This is a genomic window from Psychrobacter sp. ER1 (assembly GCF_048631835.1).
In the GTDB taxonomy this organism is placed as follows: Bacteria; Pseudomonadota; Gammaproteobacteria; order Pseudomonadales; family Moraxellaceae; genus Psychrobacter.
Genome location: NZ_CP184640.1, coordinates 3,273,698 through 3,290,539, shown reverse-complemented (window position 1 = coordinate 3,290,539; position 16,842 = coordinate 3,273,698). Strand labels below are relative to the sequence as shown.

The 16,842-nt window shown below is 40.9% G+C and carries 11 protein-coding genes and 3 pseudogenes; 12 read left to right on the top strand and 2 right to left on the bottom strand.

Annotated elements, in window-relative coordinates; translation table 11 throughout:
- Positions 1-593 precede the first annotated feature (593 nt).
- The 8 genes and pseudogenes from rpmH (at position 594) to ACOBWA_RS15280 (ending at position 8,006) form a co-directional block, all read left to right on the top strand.
- Positions 594-727 (top strand): annotated as a pseudogene (gene rpmH, locus ACOBWA_RS15315) (50S ribosomal protein L34).
- 129 nt (positions 728-856) lie between these two features.
- Positions 857-1,168, top strand: coding sequence for a ribonuclease P protein component (rnpA, locus tag ACOBWA_RS15310; protein ID WP_420229844.1), 312 nt, complete (start codon positions 857-859; stop codon positions 1,166-1,168).
- Positions 1,169-1,226: 58 nt separating this feature from the next.
- Positions 1,227-1,607, top strand: coding sequence for a membrane protein insertion efficiency factor YidD (yidD, locus tag ACOBWA_RS15305; RefSeq protein ID WP_201556108.1), 381 nt, complete (start codon positions 1,227-1,229; stop codon positions 1,605-1,607).
- 215 nt (positions 1,608-1,822) lie between these two features.
- Positions 1,823-3,505 (top strand): membrane protein insertase YidC, encoded by a 1,683-nt coding sequence (gene yidC / locus ACOBWA_RS15300; protein WP_420229843.1) that lies wholly within the window; start codon positions 1,823-1,825, stop codon positions 3,503-3,505.
- Positions 3,506-3,785: 280 nt separating this feature from the next.
- Positions 3,786-5,173 (top strand): annotated as a pseudogene (mnmE, locus tag ACOBWA_RS15295) (tRNA uridine-5-carboxymethylaminomethyl(34) synthesis GTPase MnmE).
- Positions 5,174-5,259: 86 nt separating this feature from the next.
- Positions 5,260-5,718, top strand: a complete 459-nt coding sequence (gene nrdR / locus ACOBWA_RS15290; RefSeq protein WP_057762240.1) for a transcriptional regulator NrdR — start codon at positions 5,260-5,262, stop codon at positions 5,716-5,718.
- 126 nt (positions 5,719-5,844) lie between these two features.
- Entirely contained in the window at positions 5,845-6,900 is a 1,056-nt protein-coding gene (gene ribD, locus ACOBWA_RS15285) for a bifunctional diaminohydroxyphosphoribosylaminopyrimidine deaminase/5-amino-6-(5-phosphoribosylamino)uracil reductase RibD (protein ID WP_420229842.1), read from the top strand.
- 431 nt (positions 6,901-7,331) lie between these two features.
- On the top strand, positions 7,332-8,006 hold the full coding sequence (locus ACOBWA_RS15280; RefSeq protein WP_290178171.1) for a riboflavin synthase: 675 nt from the start codon (positions 7,332-7,334) through the stop codon (positions 8,004-8,006).
- Positions 8,007-8,111: 105 nt separating this feature from the next.
- On the opposite strand, the gene ACOBWA_RS15275 is transcribed toward ACOBWA_RS15280, so the two are convergent.
- Positions 8,112-10,217 (bottom strand): response regulator, encoded by a 2,106-nt coding sequence (locus tag ACOBWA_RS15275; RefSeq protein ID WP_420229841.1) that lies wholly within the window; start codon positions 10,215-10,217, stop codon positions 8,112-8,114.
- Complete coding sequence (locus ACOBWA_RS15270) at positions 10,208-10,864, bottom strand: hypothetical protein (protein WP_420229840.1); 657 nt, start codon at positions 10,862-10,864, stop codon at positions 10,208-10,210. Before ACOBWA_RS15270 ends, ACOBWA_RS15275 begins: the two co-directional genes overlap by 10 nt.
- Positions 10,865-11,191: 327 nt before the next feature.
- Here ACOBWA_RS15270 and fmt point away from each other — a divergent pair, with 327 nt between their 5' ends.
- From fmt to ACOBWA_RS15250, 4 genes and pseudogenes are all read left to right on the top strand, one after another.
- Positions 11,192-12,262 (top strand): methionyl-tRNA formyltransferase, encoded by a 1,071-nt coding sequence (fmt, locus tag ACOBWA_RS15265; RefSeq protein WP_420229839.1) that lies wholly within the window; start codon positions 11,192-11,194, stop codon positions 12,260-12,262.
- A gap of 65 nt (positions 12,263-12,327) precedes the next feature.
- Complete coding sequence (locus ACOBWA_RS15260) at positions 12,328-13,902, top strand: transcription antitermination factor NusB (RefSeq protein WP_420229838.1); 1,575 nt, start codon at positions 12,328-12,330, stop codon at positions 13,900-13,902.
- Between the two features lie 46 nt (positions 13,903-13,948).
- Positions 13,949-15,369, top strand: a pseudogene (gene thrC / locus ACOBWA_RS15255) (threonine synthase).
- Positions 15,370-15,759: 390 nt separating this feature from the next.
- Positions 15,760-16,794 (top strand): LysM peptidoglycan-binding domain-containing protein, encoded by a 1,035-nt coding sequence (locus ACOBWA_RS15250; RefSeq protein WP_420229837.1) that lies wholly within the window; start codon positions 15,760-15,762, stop codon positions 16,792-16,794.
- The last annotated feature ends 48 nt before the right edge of the window (positions 16,795-16,842 follow it).

Below are 16,842 nucleotides of genomic sequence, written 5' to 3'. Positions count from 1 at the left end.
GAAAAGTACTGACCTTGTAATCTGAAATAATAGTTATTTTTTAGCAATATAAATTGCTACCTGAGCCTTGATGTTACACGTAACAACAACTAACCAAAGAGTTCATACTGATATCCTATACGAAGGTGTATATCAAGTAGCGCCTAATTTAACACAGATACCCTGTGGATAAAACCTTGTTTTTTGTGGATAAGACTGTGGACAGTTTTGTGCATAACTTTCACAAGCTAGTTATCCATATTTAACCCACAGTTTATCCACAGGCTTACCCATAGCCTAGTAAATTGATAATAAAAAGGAAAATAGACTTAACCACAGATAATCATGGTCCCAATAATAACAATACTATATTTATATTAATTAATTATTATTATAGTGTTTGAACCAATCTGTGGATAACTTTGTAAATTATAGAATATATAACTATAAAATTTGGTTAACTAGAAATAGGTTTTAAGGAAATATCTTTACTAGATTTGTATGAGGTATTTCATATTCATAGACAAAGCAAATTAGTTTATTGACCAAAACTATACTGAATGGTATAATCCTCCGTTATTACGAATTTAGTCCATTATTTTGATAGGTGAGTTATGAAACGTACATTCCAACCAAGCGTGATCAAGCGTAAACGTACTCACGGTTTCCGTGCTCGTATGGCAACTAAAAAGGCCGTCAGGTCTTAGCTCGTCGCCGCGCTAAAGGACGTCATCGCCTTACTGTATAATCAGTAGATTGCGATAGTCAATCATCACAACTGACACTTAGCCATATATTAAAAGCGCCCACATCGGCGCTTTTTTTGTCTCTATAATTTGTTATTATTTCTTTTATCGTTATTCTACTAGGTTGTACTATGTCCAATACACTTTCAGATACATCTGCAGCTAGTTTCACTAAACAGCAACGTCTGCTTACTCCTGCAGCCTTTCGTGAGGTATTTGACGCACCTGAGCGCAAGATTCATCAGAGTCATTTAATGGCTTTTGTACGTGCTAACGAGCATGCACAGCCGCGAGTCGGTATGGCTATTACCAAGCGTAAAGTACCTACTGCTGTCGCTCGTAATCTGATCAAAAGGTATGTGCGTGAAGAATTCCGTACCAAAGCTTTTAAAATGGAAAATAAAGATATTGTTTTTATTGTAAAAAACCTATTAAAGATATAGATAATAAAGAATTAAAAAATCAAATAATTAATATTTTTAAAAAATAGAAAAAAATAAAATGAGATTTTTATTTAAAATAAAATTTATAAATAAAATTTTTTATAAAATGTTATTCAATTTAATTATTTTCTATCAAAAAATAGTTAGTCCTATAATACCTGCTCGTTGTCGCTATTATCCGACATGCTCTAATTATGGTAAACAAGCTTTAACATGGTATGGCGCTCGTAAGGGTGGTTGGTTGTTGTTAAAACGTCTTAGCAGGTGTCATCCTTTAGGTGGGCATGGTATAGACTTTGTACCTTTACCCTTAGCTTCCTATAGTTATCAATATATGTATTTTACTAATGTACCAAATACTGATAATCAGGGTTTGGGTGTCTATCGAGACATTACTAGCTATGTCTCACAGCTTAATTATTTGATGAAATCAACATAAAGTCGACTTCTTTAGTCTCAGATAGACACTCTGTTGAGTTACCCACAAGTTATCCACACTCTTGGTATCATTTGAGACAGATTTTTAGTAAAATGATGCACATTTTATGTAAATGACTACTGATACAGTTGCAATGTGACAGGACAGCTGTGTAGGTCAGTCATGACACATGCCCTAATTTTTCATTCCCTAATTTTTTAATCTAGGAAAGGTTTATGCAAAAGATATTTCGGGTGATGATCATCATTGCGATGCTAATTACCGCTTATCTGCTGATTTTGGCATGGCGAGATGATTATGCCGATGCTCCAGCTGTAGATGCGGTGCCAGAAACTACGAGTTCGGTAGGTGCTGACATTCCTTCTACTACTGGTGCAGCAGGTGATATCCCGGTACAGACATTACCTGTGGATAATAGTGCTGTGACAGCGACTCCTGCGAAAAACGCTGGTCTAATCACGGTAACAACTGATCGCTATGATATAAAAATCAATCCAGAAGGTGGTGATATTGTTTATGCTGCGCTCAAGCAGTATGACGCAACGCTCGATAGCGATAAGCCTTTCGTATTGTTAGAAAACAACAGTAACCGTGTGTATGTGGCTCAATCTGGACTTATTGGTCAGAACGGTATCGATACAGCAGAAGGTAGAGCGACTTATAACCATACTGCTAACAACTATGTGATGGAAGATGGACAGCAAACGTTGTCAGTGCCGCTTACTTATAAGAAAGACGGCGTGACGATTACCAAGACTTTCACTTTCACTGAAAATAAATATCCAATCGATATTAGTTATCAGATTCAAAACGCGTCTACCAATGCTTGGCAAGGTCAGATGTTTGCACAGTTAAAGCGTGATGATAGTAAAGACCCTGGTATGTCTGATAAAGGCGCGCTGAGCATGGCGACTTATTTAGGCGGCGCTTGGGGTACACCAGATGATCCTTATAATAAGCTGAAATTTGGCGACTTTAGTGATGGTGAGTTGACGACCACTAGCGATAAAGGCTGGGTTGGTATCGTACAGCATTACTTTGTATCTGCTTGGACGCCTGAAAACTTCACTGGCAAATTCTTCACACGTGAAACAGGTAGTGATTACTTTATTGGTTTTAATAGCCAACCAGTGAGCGTAGCACCAAACAAACAAGTTACTTTAAATGCAACACTGTATGCAGGTCCAAAAGTTCAGTCTGAGCTAAAAGACGTTGCGGTAGGCCTTAACAAAACAGTTGATTATGGTCTGCTGTGGCCAATATCGAAGGTCTTGTTTGCTATCTTGGAAGGTGTGCATAAGATTGTTGGTAACTGGGGGTGGTCAATTATTTTACTAACTATCTTAGTAAAAATTGCCTTAATGTGGTTCTCTAATAAGAGCTATTACTCGATGGCTAAAATGCGTGCCATTGCGCCGAGACTCAAAGTGCTCAAAGAAGAGCATGGCGATGATCGTATGAAAATGTCGCAAGAAATGATGGCGATATACAAAGAAGAAAAAGTCAACCCGATGGCAGGTTGCTTGCCAATCTTGATGCAAATGCCGATTTTCTTAGCTTTATATTGGGTATTGGTAGAGAGTGTTGAGCTGCGTCATGCACCATGGATTTTGTGGATTCAAGATTTGTCAGCGATGGATCCATGGTTTATCTTGCCGTTGCTAATGGGTGCGTCGATGTTTGTACAGCAGCAGTTGAACCCGCAGCCGGCAGATCCGATGCAAGCAAAAGTCATGAAGTTCTTGCCGATTATCTTTACTGCGTTCATGCTATTTTTCCCAGCAGGTTTGGTTTTATATTGGACAGTCAACAACTTGTTTAGTATGACTCAGCAATATATCGTCAATAAGAAAGTCGATGAAGAGCAAAAACGTCGTACGGTAAAAGTGGTCGATTAATTAGTTCTTTGTCAGAAACACCAAAAACCATCGCGCAAGCGGTGGTTTTTTTATAGATGGTAGATAAGTAGTAAATGTTATCCACAGCTTATCAACATTATCCCCAGTTTATAAATACTGAAACGAAAATATATCTGTTGCGGCTACCTTTCAAAGTTTGCTTTGTCAGTATGAGTCCAGACGTCTATAATGGAGCTTTTAAACATTGAGAGTAATTGTGGATTCCTTAGAGACAGCATTAGCCGTACCTAATTCTTCTGAAAAGTATAATACATCTGGATTGGCCACAATTGCTGCGATTGCAACGCCGCTCGGGCGAGGAGGTGTGGGTGTCATACGTCTATCAGGTAGTCGAGCTTACGACATGGCATGCGCTCTAACAGGTAAGTCTACTTTTACGCCGCGGATGGCCAGCTTTTGTCGTTTTTATCAAGCTGATGGCACTGTCATCGATGAGGGATTGGTCTTGTTTTTCAAAGGTCCGCATTCATTCACAGGTGAGGACGTTATTGAGCTACAAGGGCATGGTGGTGTTATTTTGCAAAACCAGTTGCTTGCACGAGTTTTTGAGCTAGGTGCCAAGCAAGCGAGTGCAGGAGAGTTCTCTTACCGTGCCTTTGATAATGATAAGTTGGACTTGGTGCAGGCAGAAGCGATCGCTGATGCGATTGATGCAACCAGTGCTGCCGCGGCCAGTAGTGCTATTCGTTCTTTAAGTGGTGAGTTTTCACAGAAGATTAACCAGTTATTAGAACAACTCATTCATCTTCGTTTACATGTTGAAGCAGCGATTGATTTCCTGACGAAGAAGACGTCGACTTTTTGTCTGATGGTGTCATACAAAGCAAGCTTGAGCAGACGCAAGATAAGATACAACAAGTCTTAGCAACGGCAAAGCAAGGTCAGCTTTTGCGCGATGGTATCCATGTTGTGCTAGCAGGTAGGCCAAACGCAGGTAAATCTAGCTTGCTCAACCGCCTTGCAGGGCAAGAGCGTGCTATCGTGACTGATGTCGCTGGTACTACACGTGATACGCTGCAAGAGACAGTTGTGCTCAATGGTTTGACGCTACACCTGACTGACACAGCAGGCCTACGTGAGACAGAAGACACTGTGGAACGTATCGGAATCGAGCGTGCCCGTACTGCCATCACGCAGGCTGATATGCTACTGATGGTCTATGATGTGACTCGCGATGTTGAAGAAGAAAGCACACCGTTACAGCTTGCTGAACAGTTATTTGGTGAATTGCCAGAAGCTAAACGCTTACTAATCATTGCTAATAAAAGCGACTTATTAAGCGATAATGATAAAGAAAAAAGTGCTGCTATGACCCAAGCTGAAATCAAGAATAGAGGCTATCAGCAAGTTAATGTTTCATGTGAAACAGGCATTGGTATCGATAATTTGATTGAAGCACTATGTGAGAAAGTAGGCTTTCATCCACCAGAGAATAGTTTAATTGCTCGTACCAGACATTTAGACGCGCTTAGACGGACAGCTAATTTCTTGGCAGAAGCCCATGAACAATTAACCGTATTCGAAGCAGGTGAGTTGGTTGCTGATAGCTTACGTCAGGGACAGCAGAGTTTGGGTGAAATAACAGGTGAGTTCAGTGCCGATGACTTATTAGGTAAAATATTTGGTAGCTTTTGTATTGGTAAATAACGGATAAACGGTGTTCTTTATTATTTGATAAATTAGCTATCTTGAAAACACTACTCTTATTCTCAATCGTAAAATAAGGAAATGTTATGCACTGTCCGTACTGTAATGCGTCAGAGACCAAGGTTATTGACTCACGTCTTGCTGCGGAAGGGGCACAAGTGCGTCGACGCCGTTCGTGTAACAGCTGCCAAGAACGTTTTACGACTTTTGAGATGGTAGAAGTTGTCATGCCAAGGATTATCAAATCAAGCAACAAGATTGAACCTTACGACAATGAAAAGCTGCGCCGTTCTATTTTACTACCTTTACAAAAGCGTCCTATCACTATCGATGAACAAGAGGCGATGATTAGTCGTATTGAAAAGCGTGTTAGGCAGATGGGTGAGCGAGAAATCAGTAGTAAGGTCTTGGGTGAAATCATCATGAGTGAACTAAAAACTTTAGATGATGTCGCCTATGTACGCTTTGCTAGCGTGTATCGAGACTTTCAAGATATCGATGCATTCCATCAAGAAATTGCCAATATTCGTCCAAATGAGAAGTAAGCGAAGTAAGCTTTTAAATAATCCCTAGTTGATAAGTGTTTCCCAATTACTAATCAGAATTACCAATCAGCTTTCAAACCTTATGTTCTTATATAGAACCCTCAATCATTTATTAAGCCTAGCCTTATGTCTACTCAAAGCCATGCTCAAGATGCACAAGACCGCTACTTTATGATGCTTGCTATCGAACAAGCGAAGCGCGGTTTATATACTACTCGACCCAATCCTGCAGTAGGCTGCGTTATTGTTCAGGCAGAGCAGATTGTTGGTCAAGGGTTTCACCCTAAAGCTGGTGAGCCACATGCAGAAGTGTTTGCGCTGAAAGATGCTGGTACACAGGCAGCAGGGGCAACTGCTTACGTTACATTAGAGCCATGTAGTCATACGGGACGTACACCGCCATGTGCGTTGGCGCTGGTTGCCGCTAAGGTGAAGCGCGTTGTGATTGCAGGTCTAGATCCAAATCCGCAGGTCGCAGGTCGCGGTGTGAAACTATTAGAACAAACTGGTATTAAGGTAACGGTCGGTGTCCTGACAGAGCAGGCAGAGGCACTAAACCGTGGTTTTCTAAAAGCCATGCGTACTAAAATGCCCTATGTACGATTGAAAATAGCAACCAGTCTAGACGGTCGTACAGCGATGGCATCTGGTGAATCAAAGTGGATTACCTCGACAGCTGCTCGCGAAGATGTACAAAAACTACGAGCACAAAGTGGCGTGATTATCACAGGTAGTGAAACTGTAATAACTGATAACCCGCAGCTCAATGTGCGCTCAGAACAGTTGGGAATGCCACCTGAAAAAATACCTAATCCCAAAATAGTCATACTTGATAGGCGTCAGCGTTTAAAGCACAGCCTGCAGTCTGATTATCAGCTGTGCCGGCATCCAGATACTATCTATTGGCATGAAGACGATTTGTCGACGTTGTTGGCGAAACTGGTTAATGAGCATCAATGCTATGACGTGTTGGTAGAAGCAGGTGCTAGCGTTGCAGGTAGCTTTTTGAGTCAACAGTTAGTAGATGAGTTAATCGTGTATCAAGCACCTTGTTTACTTGGTGGACAGGCACGTCCAATGGTTGATTTCAACCCTATGTCTCTTGCTCAGCAGTTACGGTTTGATATAGAAGATTATCAGCAGCTTGGTCCAGATCTCAAATTAACCCTATTACCTTTATAAATATTCTTCGTATAAGTAGGTTGTCCACAAATTATAAAAAAAGCTTAGAATATGGATAAATCAATTATTAACTTACGTGTTTCACATGGAACTGTGTATAACTTTGTTTCACATGAAACGGAAAAGATGGGTTTATCTTGAGTGTTTTGATAAATATTATTTAAAATCAATAACTTATTGGTTGTTTACTAGATAAGTATACTTCATGTGAAATTTGCATTCGTTGTGGATAACTATGTATTTATAGATGCTTTTTGCTATATCTCTATTGATATATCCCTACTTATCCACAATCTATTCTATTAAAGGTCAAGTCTAACGATGTTTCACTGTCAGCTATTTGAACAAATTGTGATAAAGAATTTATAGATGATTTGATAAACTAAAACATATCGCCTATAACGGCAATACTGTAATGAGATGAGGATAATATGTTTACTGGAATTATAGAAAGCGTTGGAAAAGTTAAATCTATGCAGGCTACAGGCGGTGACATACGTTTGACGGTAGAGTCTGATGACTTGGATTTCAGTGACGTGAAGCTAGGCGATTCTATTGCATCAAATGGTATTTGTTTAACTGTGGTGGAGTTCGGAAGCAACTACTACTCTGTTGATGTCTCACGTGAAACTATTGCTAGAACAGCATTAGAAGGGTTAAAAGCAGGACATACGGTCAATCTAGAAAAGGCCATGCTACCGACAACTCGTTTTGGTGGTCATATAGTAGCTGGTCATGTAGATGGAGTAGGGGTCGTTAGTAAATTACAACAAGATGCTCGTTCTATCTATATTGAAATTGAGATACCGCAGGAGCTGGCGCACTATACAGCGACGAAAGGCTCTATTACAGTAGATGGTATTAGTCTGACGACCAATTTAGTGCGTGACAATATTGTCTCTCTAAATATCATTCCGCATACTGCTCAAGTGACGAATATCGCTAAGCATTGGTTAGTAGGTAATAAAGTTAATATTGAAGTAGATATCGTTGCTCGTTATCTAGAACGTCTACTAAATAAATCTCAATCTGGCGGTATGAATGCATCAAGCCCGCAAAGCCAAATCACAGAAACATTTTTGGCCGATAATGGGTTTATGAAATAACAATTAAGCTTACCGAAATACTATCCTCGTACCAAGTTTTTGACCCTATCGATATTACTTTGATTAGGTGATATCGATAGGGTATTTTTTATTTGCACTAGAGATTTATTGTATAAAACTCTGCAAAACGGATTCTAAGTCTTTCTTACTAATGGGTTTGGATAAAAATTCGTCCATACCAACTTGCATACAAGCCTCGCGATCTTCTTCTGTGTTATTCGCAGTTAGCGCCACAATCGGTATTTTATCACCTTGCGAGCGAATCACTTGTGTGGCTTGTAGGCCATCCATAACGGGCATTCTGCAGTCCATCAAAATCAGAGAGATCTCTTCACGTTGGCTTTTGAGCTTCTCAAGTGCTTGCTGTCCATCTTCTGCGACGATGCTACGATAACCAAGTTTACTTAACATCTTGCAGGCTATCTTTTGGTTAGTAGGACTGTCCTCTACCACTAAGATAAGTGGAGACAAGATTTCTTTCTTAGGTATATCTTCTACAAAAGATAGACTGCTGTCGTATTGATGTTTGACCAGTATGTTTAGCGTTTTCCTTGCAAACAAGGTTAAGCGTAGCAGTTCAGAAAGTAATAAACTTGCGTCCAAGGGTTTGGTCAAAAATCCATCATATTGGCCTAGTAAAATAGAGGGTATATGCCTTTCAAGTTTCATGCTAAGTAATATCTTTGGTAGTGAAGGCGTAGCGACTAGGTCGTTTAACACTTCTTGTTGCTCGCTATACTTGTTGCTCGCATGAGCTGATAAGGTGATGGATTCGCTGTATTCATAATCTAATAACAAGACAGGAATGATGGTTTGCTCATCTTGTTTTAATTTGTTTTTTAGCTGCTGTACAGTGGCTCTATCTAAAGTGCTGTAGATAGTCACGGATATCGTTAAGTACTCGCACAAACGTTGTAAATGTTCAGCAACTAGAGGCTGATTGATGATAGCGATAAGGTGAATATGGGGCAGCTGCGAACAACGATGATATACTGATTGATAAGTGGTATGAGGATAAGGAAGGTAGAGGCTAAATATCGTCTCTTTATCCACCGTATTACTTAGTTCGATAAAACCGCCGAGTAACTGAGCAAAGCTATTGGCATCACTCAAGCCAATATTACTGTCTTCAACTAAGTTATGATTGCTTTGATTCAAGATATTGACTAATTGATTTTTTCTCTCAGGAGTAATAATTGCTCCAGTGTCTTTTACGCTAAAGCGAATCCAATAGGATGTCTGCGCAGGCATTGTCGTGTCATTGTTAGAAGCTAAAGGCTGATTACTTATTCGCGTTACTTTATCTTCAGGTATACGATCAACAGTGAGCGCGACATAGCCTGATGTTGTAAAGCTAATAGCGTTTTTCAACATGTTTAATAGGATATGGTGCAGTCGAATGTAATCAGTTTCGATGTAACGAGGACAGTCTGGCGCAAAGAAATAAATCAATTCTAACCCTTGTTGTCTTATTTCTTGTGTGACTAAATTGCTAACTTCTTTACTTAACTTATAAATATCAACCGTTTCGATACTTAGACGTGTTTTTCTGACTTCAACTTCCTCTGTTGCTAGCGTCTCATTGAGCACAGTCAACATGCTTTGACTGGTTGTAATCAATGTATTTAGAGTTTTTTTGCCTTGAGCTGTCAATGTTAAAGGGTCGATGGGTTCCAACGAATCAATTATCTTCTCTAGTGGTATCTTTAACTTGCGACCTATAAATGCCTGGGCTTCGTTTGATTCATCAATTTGTAATTGCAGTTGTTGGTTGTGCAGCTGTAATTGCTCAGATTGATGGAAAATCTCATCGACATTATTAAAAATCACAGTAAAACCATGAACTTGCCCATGTTCACCGAACCATGGTGTTACGTGTAGTTGGTAGGCTTGTTTGTTCTCCAAGCCATAAACTATCAGTGTGCGAGTAACGCGTAAACTTGAGATGGTTTTTAACAGTATTTGAGTGGCCTCATCTTTCCCTTCAACGAAATCAGTCAGCTCATAGCTCTGTTCACTCTGGGTAGGAGGGGTAAATAATTGCTCAAAGCGTTGATTATAGAAACTAATTTGACCATGTCGTATACTCATCAACATCGGTAAGGGTGCCTGATCAACCAAACGTTCTAAGCGATGAGTCAATGTTTTTATACGCCGATAGTCATTATGTAGTTGGTAGCTGACGCGACTTAGCGCATGACCTAACAGCATGAACTCGGTAGTAGATTTCTTTGTAAAAACGGCGGCGGCGTATAAGATTCTTTTGCTCGGCTACTCAAATTATCCGTATAAACCAGTAATTGCTCCCAGCTGGTTCGACGATTGAGCATATAGAGCAATGCCATGAAGAACAGTACGATGGCGACCATCAAAGGAAGCCAATAACGGTAAGATATCCAGTCGACAACAAAAGGCTCATGACGTAATACGATATAAATCTGATGTCCGCTTTTTAGATTAATGATCCCTGTTAGTTCACTACTATTGACAGTATAAGAGCTATGGTCGCTGCTGCTAGAAGCTGATGTACCGATGGTAGGGAAAGCAACGGTAGAAAAAGCAGATTCATTAGGACGAGTATTATGATGAATATAGGTCTGCCCAGAAGGCATCATTAAAATCAGCTGATAGCTAAGGTGATCAAAAGTAGGTTGCTCTAAGATTCTTTTTATTTCACTATCTACAGGCGCTGCATGCTCAATAATACTGTGCTGTAGGGCATAAAAAGTATCTATGCTATGTTGCTCACTATGTTTTTTCATCCCATCAAACAGTGTGACATAGTACAGCAGTAACATAACCGTGAGAGACAAGGCATAAAAAATCAATAAGCGCTGTAAGGACTGAAACTGTTGCATGAAAGCGTGGCCCTATCTCGACACGAAAGAATATAGTGAAATTAAAATTAGGTTTCTACATATAGTAGGGGAATTATACGGCAGTTGAATTGCCTAAAATTTTTAGTGTTACCTTCTATTTATAGCAGAATAACGGCTTACTGTTTACAGAGAGTGGTTATTAACACCAAATTGTTTTGTAAAAGATATAAATAGAACGTTCGATGTCCTTGATATTATAAAGGCAAATAATGTCATTGGTTATCATGAACTGAGGTCATTACAATCATGGCACTGCGCCGTAAACTCACCTATAATGAACAAATAAACCTTATATAATGCATGATTATGACTACAACTGCTCCTACCTTTGATACATCTAACTCGCTTACTGACCATGATAACCCAACTACTAACCGATTAAGGGTAGTATTTGCGGGTACACCTGAATTTGCTGCTATCAGCCTTGAGTCGTTAATTAAGCAGCAAGAAGCGCTGAATATAGAAATAGTCGCTGTTTACACGCAGCCTGATCGTAAAGCAGGTCGTGGTCAGAAGCTGTCAGCCTCTGCGGTAAAAGAAGTTGCATTAGCAAATGATATCGCTGTAGAGCAACCAGTCACTTTTAAGAAGTCTAGTGCAGAAGGGCTAGCTGCTAGGCAAACTCTGCGCGCCTATCAGCCAGATGTGATGATTGTCGCCGCTTACGGGTTGATCCTACCTATCGGTGTATTAGAGACGCCTATTCATGGTTGCTTGAATATTCACGCTTCACTGTTGCCACGCTGGCGCGGTGCTGCACCTATCCATCGTGCACTCTTGGCCGGAGACGATGAGACCGGCATTACCATTATGCAGATGGACAAAGGTCTTGATACGGGCAACATGCTTTATAAAGTTAGCGAAAGTATTGCCTCTGATGATACCGCTGCTAGCCTACATGATAAGATGGCTGCACTTGGTGCGACAGCCATTAGTACGGTGCTAAAAGATTTAGCTGCTTATCAAGCGCAAGCTATCGCTCAAGATGATAGTCAAGCCAACTACGCTGAAAAACTGGTCAAAACCGAAGGCGAAGTTGATTGGTCGCAGCCTGCTGCCGCTATTGAACGCCAAATTCGTGGGCTGACACCATGGCCAGGTGCTTATACTTTCCTGGCGGGGCAGCGCGTTAAAGTACTGGCTAGCTTACCTGTAAATACATCGCAGCAAACCAATGAACCTGCTGGAACGGTTATCAGTGTCGGACGTAAAGCGATTTTAGTAGCTTGTGGTAAGGATAATGATACCGAGTCGTCGGCCACTACTTTAGCCATTACTCATTTACAGTTTGCGGGTGGTAAGCCGATGACTGCTGAACAAGTTTGCCATGGCAACCAATTAAATGACGGCGATCAATTTACGTCAGAAACAAAATAACGTTACTTATATTTAACCTACTTGCACAAGACGCTATCGATCATACGTCAAGGAAATGAAATTTAATGAGACAAAACAGTACTGCGCCTAGAAACAATAAGCTCAAACCATCAAGCAATCTTATTATGAATGGCAGCGTACGCGTGCGTGTGATTCGTACCTTACTGGCTATTCAAAATGGTCAGTCGCTCTCAAGCGTCCTTGACCCGTTACTGAATAGTCTGCACGATGGCGATAAAGGCTTTGCTCATGCGTTACTGCTCACGACATTGCGCCAGTGGCATGCGCTGGCACGTTTGCTCGATAGCTTAGCAGACAACCCTATCGACGAGGTTGAAGTGCGTACCACTATTCAAGTCGGCTTAGTACAGTTGCTGTATTTAGAAGTGGCTGACCATGCTGCGATTCATGAAACCGTTGAAGCAGCTAAAGAGATTGAATTCGCTCACTCGACTGGTTTAGTAAATGCTATTTTGCGTAAAGTCGCTAAGAATCCAAGCAAATTCCGTAAGAAATGCGATAAAAAGCATAGCTTACCGAACTGGCTCGCTTATCAGCTTAAGCAAGATTGGAGCGAACAGTATGACGATCTGACACAAGGCTTGCGTCAGCCAGCACCGATGTTTTTACGAGTGAATTCTGCGGTTACGTCGGTAGAGGACTATCAGCATGCATTAGACGGGGCAGAAATTGATGCAGATATCGTTGAGCTAACGACTGGTTTTAAGGTAGCAAGCTCATCAGGGTCTGCCACTTCTACCACGCTATCAAACAAAGGTCTCCGGCTACATCAAAGCACTGCCGTTAACGCTTTGCCTGATTTCGCTTTAGGAACGGCTAGCGTTCAAGATATGCATGCTCAGTTAGCTGCACCGATTATCAATAAAGCATTAATGGCTAAGCTTAGTGCTGAAAAATCTGATACGGAAAATATGAATAATGAGATACATATTCTAGATGCTTGTGCGGCACCTGGTGGTAAGCTTGCTCACTGGTTAGAGCTTATAAGCGCTAATGACAAATCATCGTTGTTTCACGTGAAACAAAACAACAATGAAACGTCGCCTGAGACTACCAACGTCAAAGTAACAGCTATTGATAATGAAGCACCGCGTATCGAGCGTATTCGCGAGAATTTACAGCGTTTAAATCTAAGTCAGCATGATTTGCAGCAAGCAAATAACAGCATCGCACTTAATATAGTCTGTGCAGATGCGACCAGATGGCAGCATGGAAAAAATAAAAAAGCGGCTACCAATGAACCCGTATTTGATGCGATATTATTGGACTCTCCTTGTACTGCGACTGGCGTGATTCGCCGTCATCCTGATATCAGTATCTTACGTACCGAAGAAGACATCGAGCAAACGGCACTGTTGCAAGCAGATATCTTGCATAACTTATGGCCACAACTCAAAGCTGGTGGTTATCTGTTGTATGTGACATGTTCCATCTTAAAACAAGAAAACGTCGAGCAAATGCAGGACTTTATCACTCATCATAATGATGCAGTAGTGATTGAGTTTACCGAAGATTGCAACTGGGGTATCGAACAAGCAATCGGTCGTCAGTGCTTGCCAATTGATAGCGCGAGTGGCGATGGTTTTTATTATGCATTGCTACAAAAAACTGCTGAATAAACCGTTTTTAACTATTGAATAACATTATTGTAGACAGGACAATCTAATGAAATATATCAGTACCCGTGGTCAGACAGCGCCGATGGATTTTAGTGATGTGCTTTTGATGGGTCTTGCCCCAGATGGTGGTTTGATGTTGCCTGAGCATTATCCAAATATCGATAGTGCAACCCTTGATGAATGGCGTACGCTCAGCTATCCAAAGCTTGCGATGGCGATTATGCAGCGTTTTGCCACTGATATTCCTGTGGCTGATTTGCAAGATATCATTGAGCGCACTTATACTGCTGATGTATTTGGCTCTGACGAGATTGTTCCTGTCCGCAAGCTCGAAGACAATTTATATATTCTAGGATTATCAAACGGTCCGACATTGGCATTTAAAGATGTTGCCATGCAGTTTTTGGGCAATGCCTTTGAATATGTGCTTAAGAAAAAGACGCACGTATTACGATCATTGGTGCGACCAGTGGTGACACCGGTAGTGCAGCAGAATATGCACTACGTGGCAAAGAAAATATCGAAGTGTTTATGCTATCACCTCATGGCAAAATGAGTGAATTTCAACGTGCGCAGATGTATAGTTTGACCGATAAAAACATTCATAATATCGCTATCGATGGGATGTTCGATGATTGCCAAGACATCGTCAAAGCGCTACAGCAAGATGCTGAGTTTAAAGCTGCTTATAACCTAGGCACGGTAAACTCTATCAACTGGGGGCGTATCCTAGCGCAGATTGTTTACTACTTTAAAGCTTACTTCGCGGTCACGACGAGCAACGATGAAAAAGTCAGCTTTAGCGTACCATCAGGTAATTTTGGTAATATTTGTGCCGGTCATATTGCCCGTGAAATGGGACTGCCAATTGACCGCTTAATTGTCGCAACCAATGAAAACGACGTGTTGAATGACTTTTTTAATCAAGGTGCCTATCAGCCACGTCCGACTGAAAAAACCTATGTCACTTCAAGCCCGTCGATGGATATTTCAAAAGCATCTAACTTTGAGCGTTTTGTTTATTTGCTATTAGAAAAAGACAGCGCACGCGTTCATGAATTATTTGACGGCGTAAAATCAGGTCGAGGCTTTGATTTGTCTGATTTGATGGAAGCGATTAATACGCGTTATGGCTTTGCTGCTGGTAAATCTACTCATAGCGACCGCTTGCAGACTATCAAAGCGCTTTATGAACAGCATGGTGAATTGGTTGATCCACATACTGCAGACGGCATTAAAGTTGCTAAAGAACTACAGTTAGATGGCGAGCTTATCGTTTGTGCAGAAACGGCATTACCCGTTAAATTCGCTGACACTATTGTGGAAGCCGTAGGTCAAATAGACATTGAGCGTCCAGCACATACTAAAGGTCTAGAAGATTTACCGCAGCACGTAGTGGTACTGGATAACAAGGCTGAACTGGTCGCTGAACAAATCCGCCAACATGTCACGCCGAATCCTGCTTAAGTAATTACGGTCTTTATGCTTGTCATCAACAAGGAAAAGTATCCGCGTAAAAGTTACACCATTGTAATAAAGTGTTTATGATTGTGTTATGGTAGATATAATTGTAATATTAGAAACGGCGTCAGCAAGTCATCATTGTGCTAGACGCTTTTTTATGAATTATTCTAGCCAATTACACTGAACAGTTACCCTATAATCGCCATGAGAATTTTACTGATAAGTTTCTGATATAATTAAACTTTTATTAATTTTAAAGGTTTTTGCAGTGATAAATTAAGTACAGTTTTTTATGTCGAACACAGTGGTACATATTGTGGATATAACGATGAAGATGAGCTTAAAAAGATAGCAAAAGCACTGTTAGTTACGACGTTTAGTAGTGCCATGTTGATGAGCACGGCTCAAGCTAACAATCCGCCGCCAACTATCAAAGCTGATGCGCCCAATCGTTATATCGTCAAAAAAGGCGATACCTTATGGGATATCTCAGGTCGCTATCTAGACAGTCCTTGGCGCTGGAAAGAAATTTGGGCAACCAATAAGCAAATCAAAAATCCAAACCTTATCTACCCCAATGACGTTCTCATTCTTTGTGTGATTCAAGGAAAAACACTGATTGGCGTTGATACTGGTGAGGGCTGTGCTGGTATTGAAAAGCAGCTAACAGGTAATGTGGTTGCTAGTACAGTATCAGTGACTTCAACTGCCAATAGCATTCCACCTATTCCATGGTCTGCTATTCAGCACTGGCTTGATAAAACACTCATTGTTAATCCTCAAGACTTTAATACCACGCCTTATATTTTAGCTTCTAAAAAAGGTAACTTAATCACGGCAAGTGGTGATAAAGTCTATGCTAAAGGCGTACCGCTTATCGTAGGCCAGCGTTACGGCGTTTACCGTGAGGGTGAGCTATATGTAGACCCCAAAACGCAAGAAGTGATCGGCTTAGAAGTTACGCAGGTAGCGACTGGTCTTGTTACTTCTACAGAAAGTAATGGTGTGACTAGCTTGCAGCTTATCGACAGCTATGGCAAAGAAGTGCGTGAAGGGGATCGCGTCTTTGTAGAGTTAGACAACGCTATTCCTCCTGTCTTTTATCCAACGCCTGCAAGTGTCAGTCGCGGTGGTATGATCGTACGTGTGATGGACTCTATCAGCTCGGCTGCGAAGGGTAGTGTGGTTGCCATCAATCTGGGTAGCTTACAAGGTGCTAAACCAGGTGATGTGCTGACGGTTTATCAAAAAGGACCTTTGGTACGTGATACTAAAGACAACGACACGCCTGTACGTCTACCAAACGAGCCAAGTGGTATGGTGATGGTTTTCAATACCTTTGACCACATTAGCTATGCTTACGTACTTGACTCTGAGCTGCCACTTAATATTGGCGATCAGTTATTACCACCCCTTATTTATAAATAGCTATAAGGTTTTATTAAGCAATATATTAAACTAAATACTAATCTAAGC

What these genes read in the sequence shown, in the direction of transcription:
- ACOBWA_RS15275 (WP_420229841.1), bottom strand. Translation starts at nt 10,217, where the DNA reads ATGCTGTTAGGTCATGCGCTAAGTCGCGTCAGCTACCAACTACATAAT.
- yidC (WP_420229843.1), top strand. Translation starts at nt 1,823, where the DNA reads ATGCAAAAGATATTTCGGGTGATGATCATCATTGCGATGCTAATTACC.
- ACOBWA_RS15250 (WP_420229837.1), top strand. Translation starts at nt 15,760, where the DNA reads ATGAGCACGGCTCAAGCTAACAATCCGCCGCCAACTATCAAAGCTGAT.
- ACOBWA_RS15260 (WP_420229838.1), top strand. Translation starts at nt 12,328, where the DNA reads ATGAGACAAAACAGTACTGCGCCTAGAAACAATAAGCTCAAACCATCA.
- fmt (WP_420229839.1), top strand. Translation starts at nt 11,192, where the DNA reads ATGACTACAACTGCTCCTACCTTTGATACATCTAACTCGCTTACTGAC.
- nrdR (WP_057762240.1), top strand. Translation starts at nt 5,260, where the DNA reads ATGCACTGTCCGTACTGTAATGCGTCAGAGACCAAGGTTATTGACTCA.
- ACOBWA_RS15280 (WP_290178171.1), top strand. Translation starts at nt 7,332, where the DNA reads ATGTTTACTGGAATTATAGAAAGCGTTGGAAAAGTTAAATCTATGCAG.
- ribD (WP_420229842.1), top strand. Translation starts at nt 5,845, where the DNA reads ATGTCTACTCAAAGCCATGCTCAAGATGCACAAGACCGCTACTTTATG.
- rnpA (WP_420229844.1), top strand. Translation starts at nt 857, where the DNA reads ATGTCCAATACACTTTCAGATACATCTGCAGCTAGTTTCACTAAACAG.
- yidD (WP_201556108.1), top strand. Translation starts at nt 1,227, where the DNA reads ATGAGATTTTTATTTAAAATAAAATTTATAAATAAAATTTTTTATAAA.
- ACOBWA_RS15270 (WP_420229840.1), bottom strand. Translation starts at nt 10,864, where the DNA reads ATGCAACAGTTTCAGTCCTTACAGCGCTTATTGATTTTTTATGCCTTG.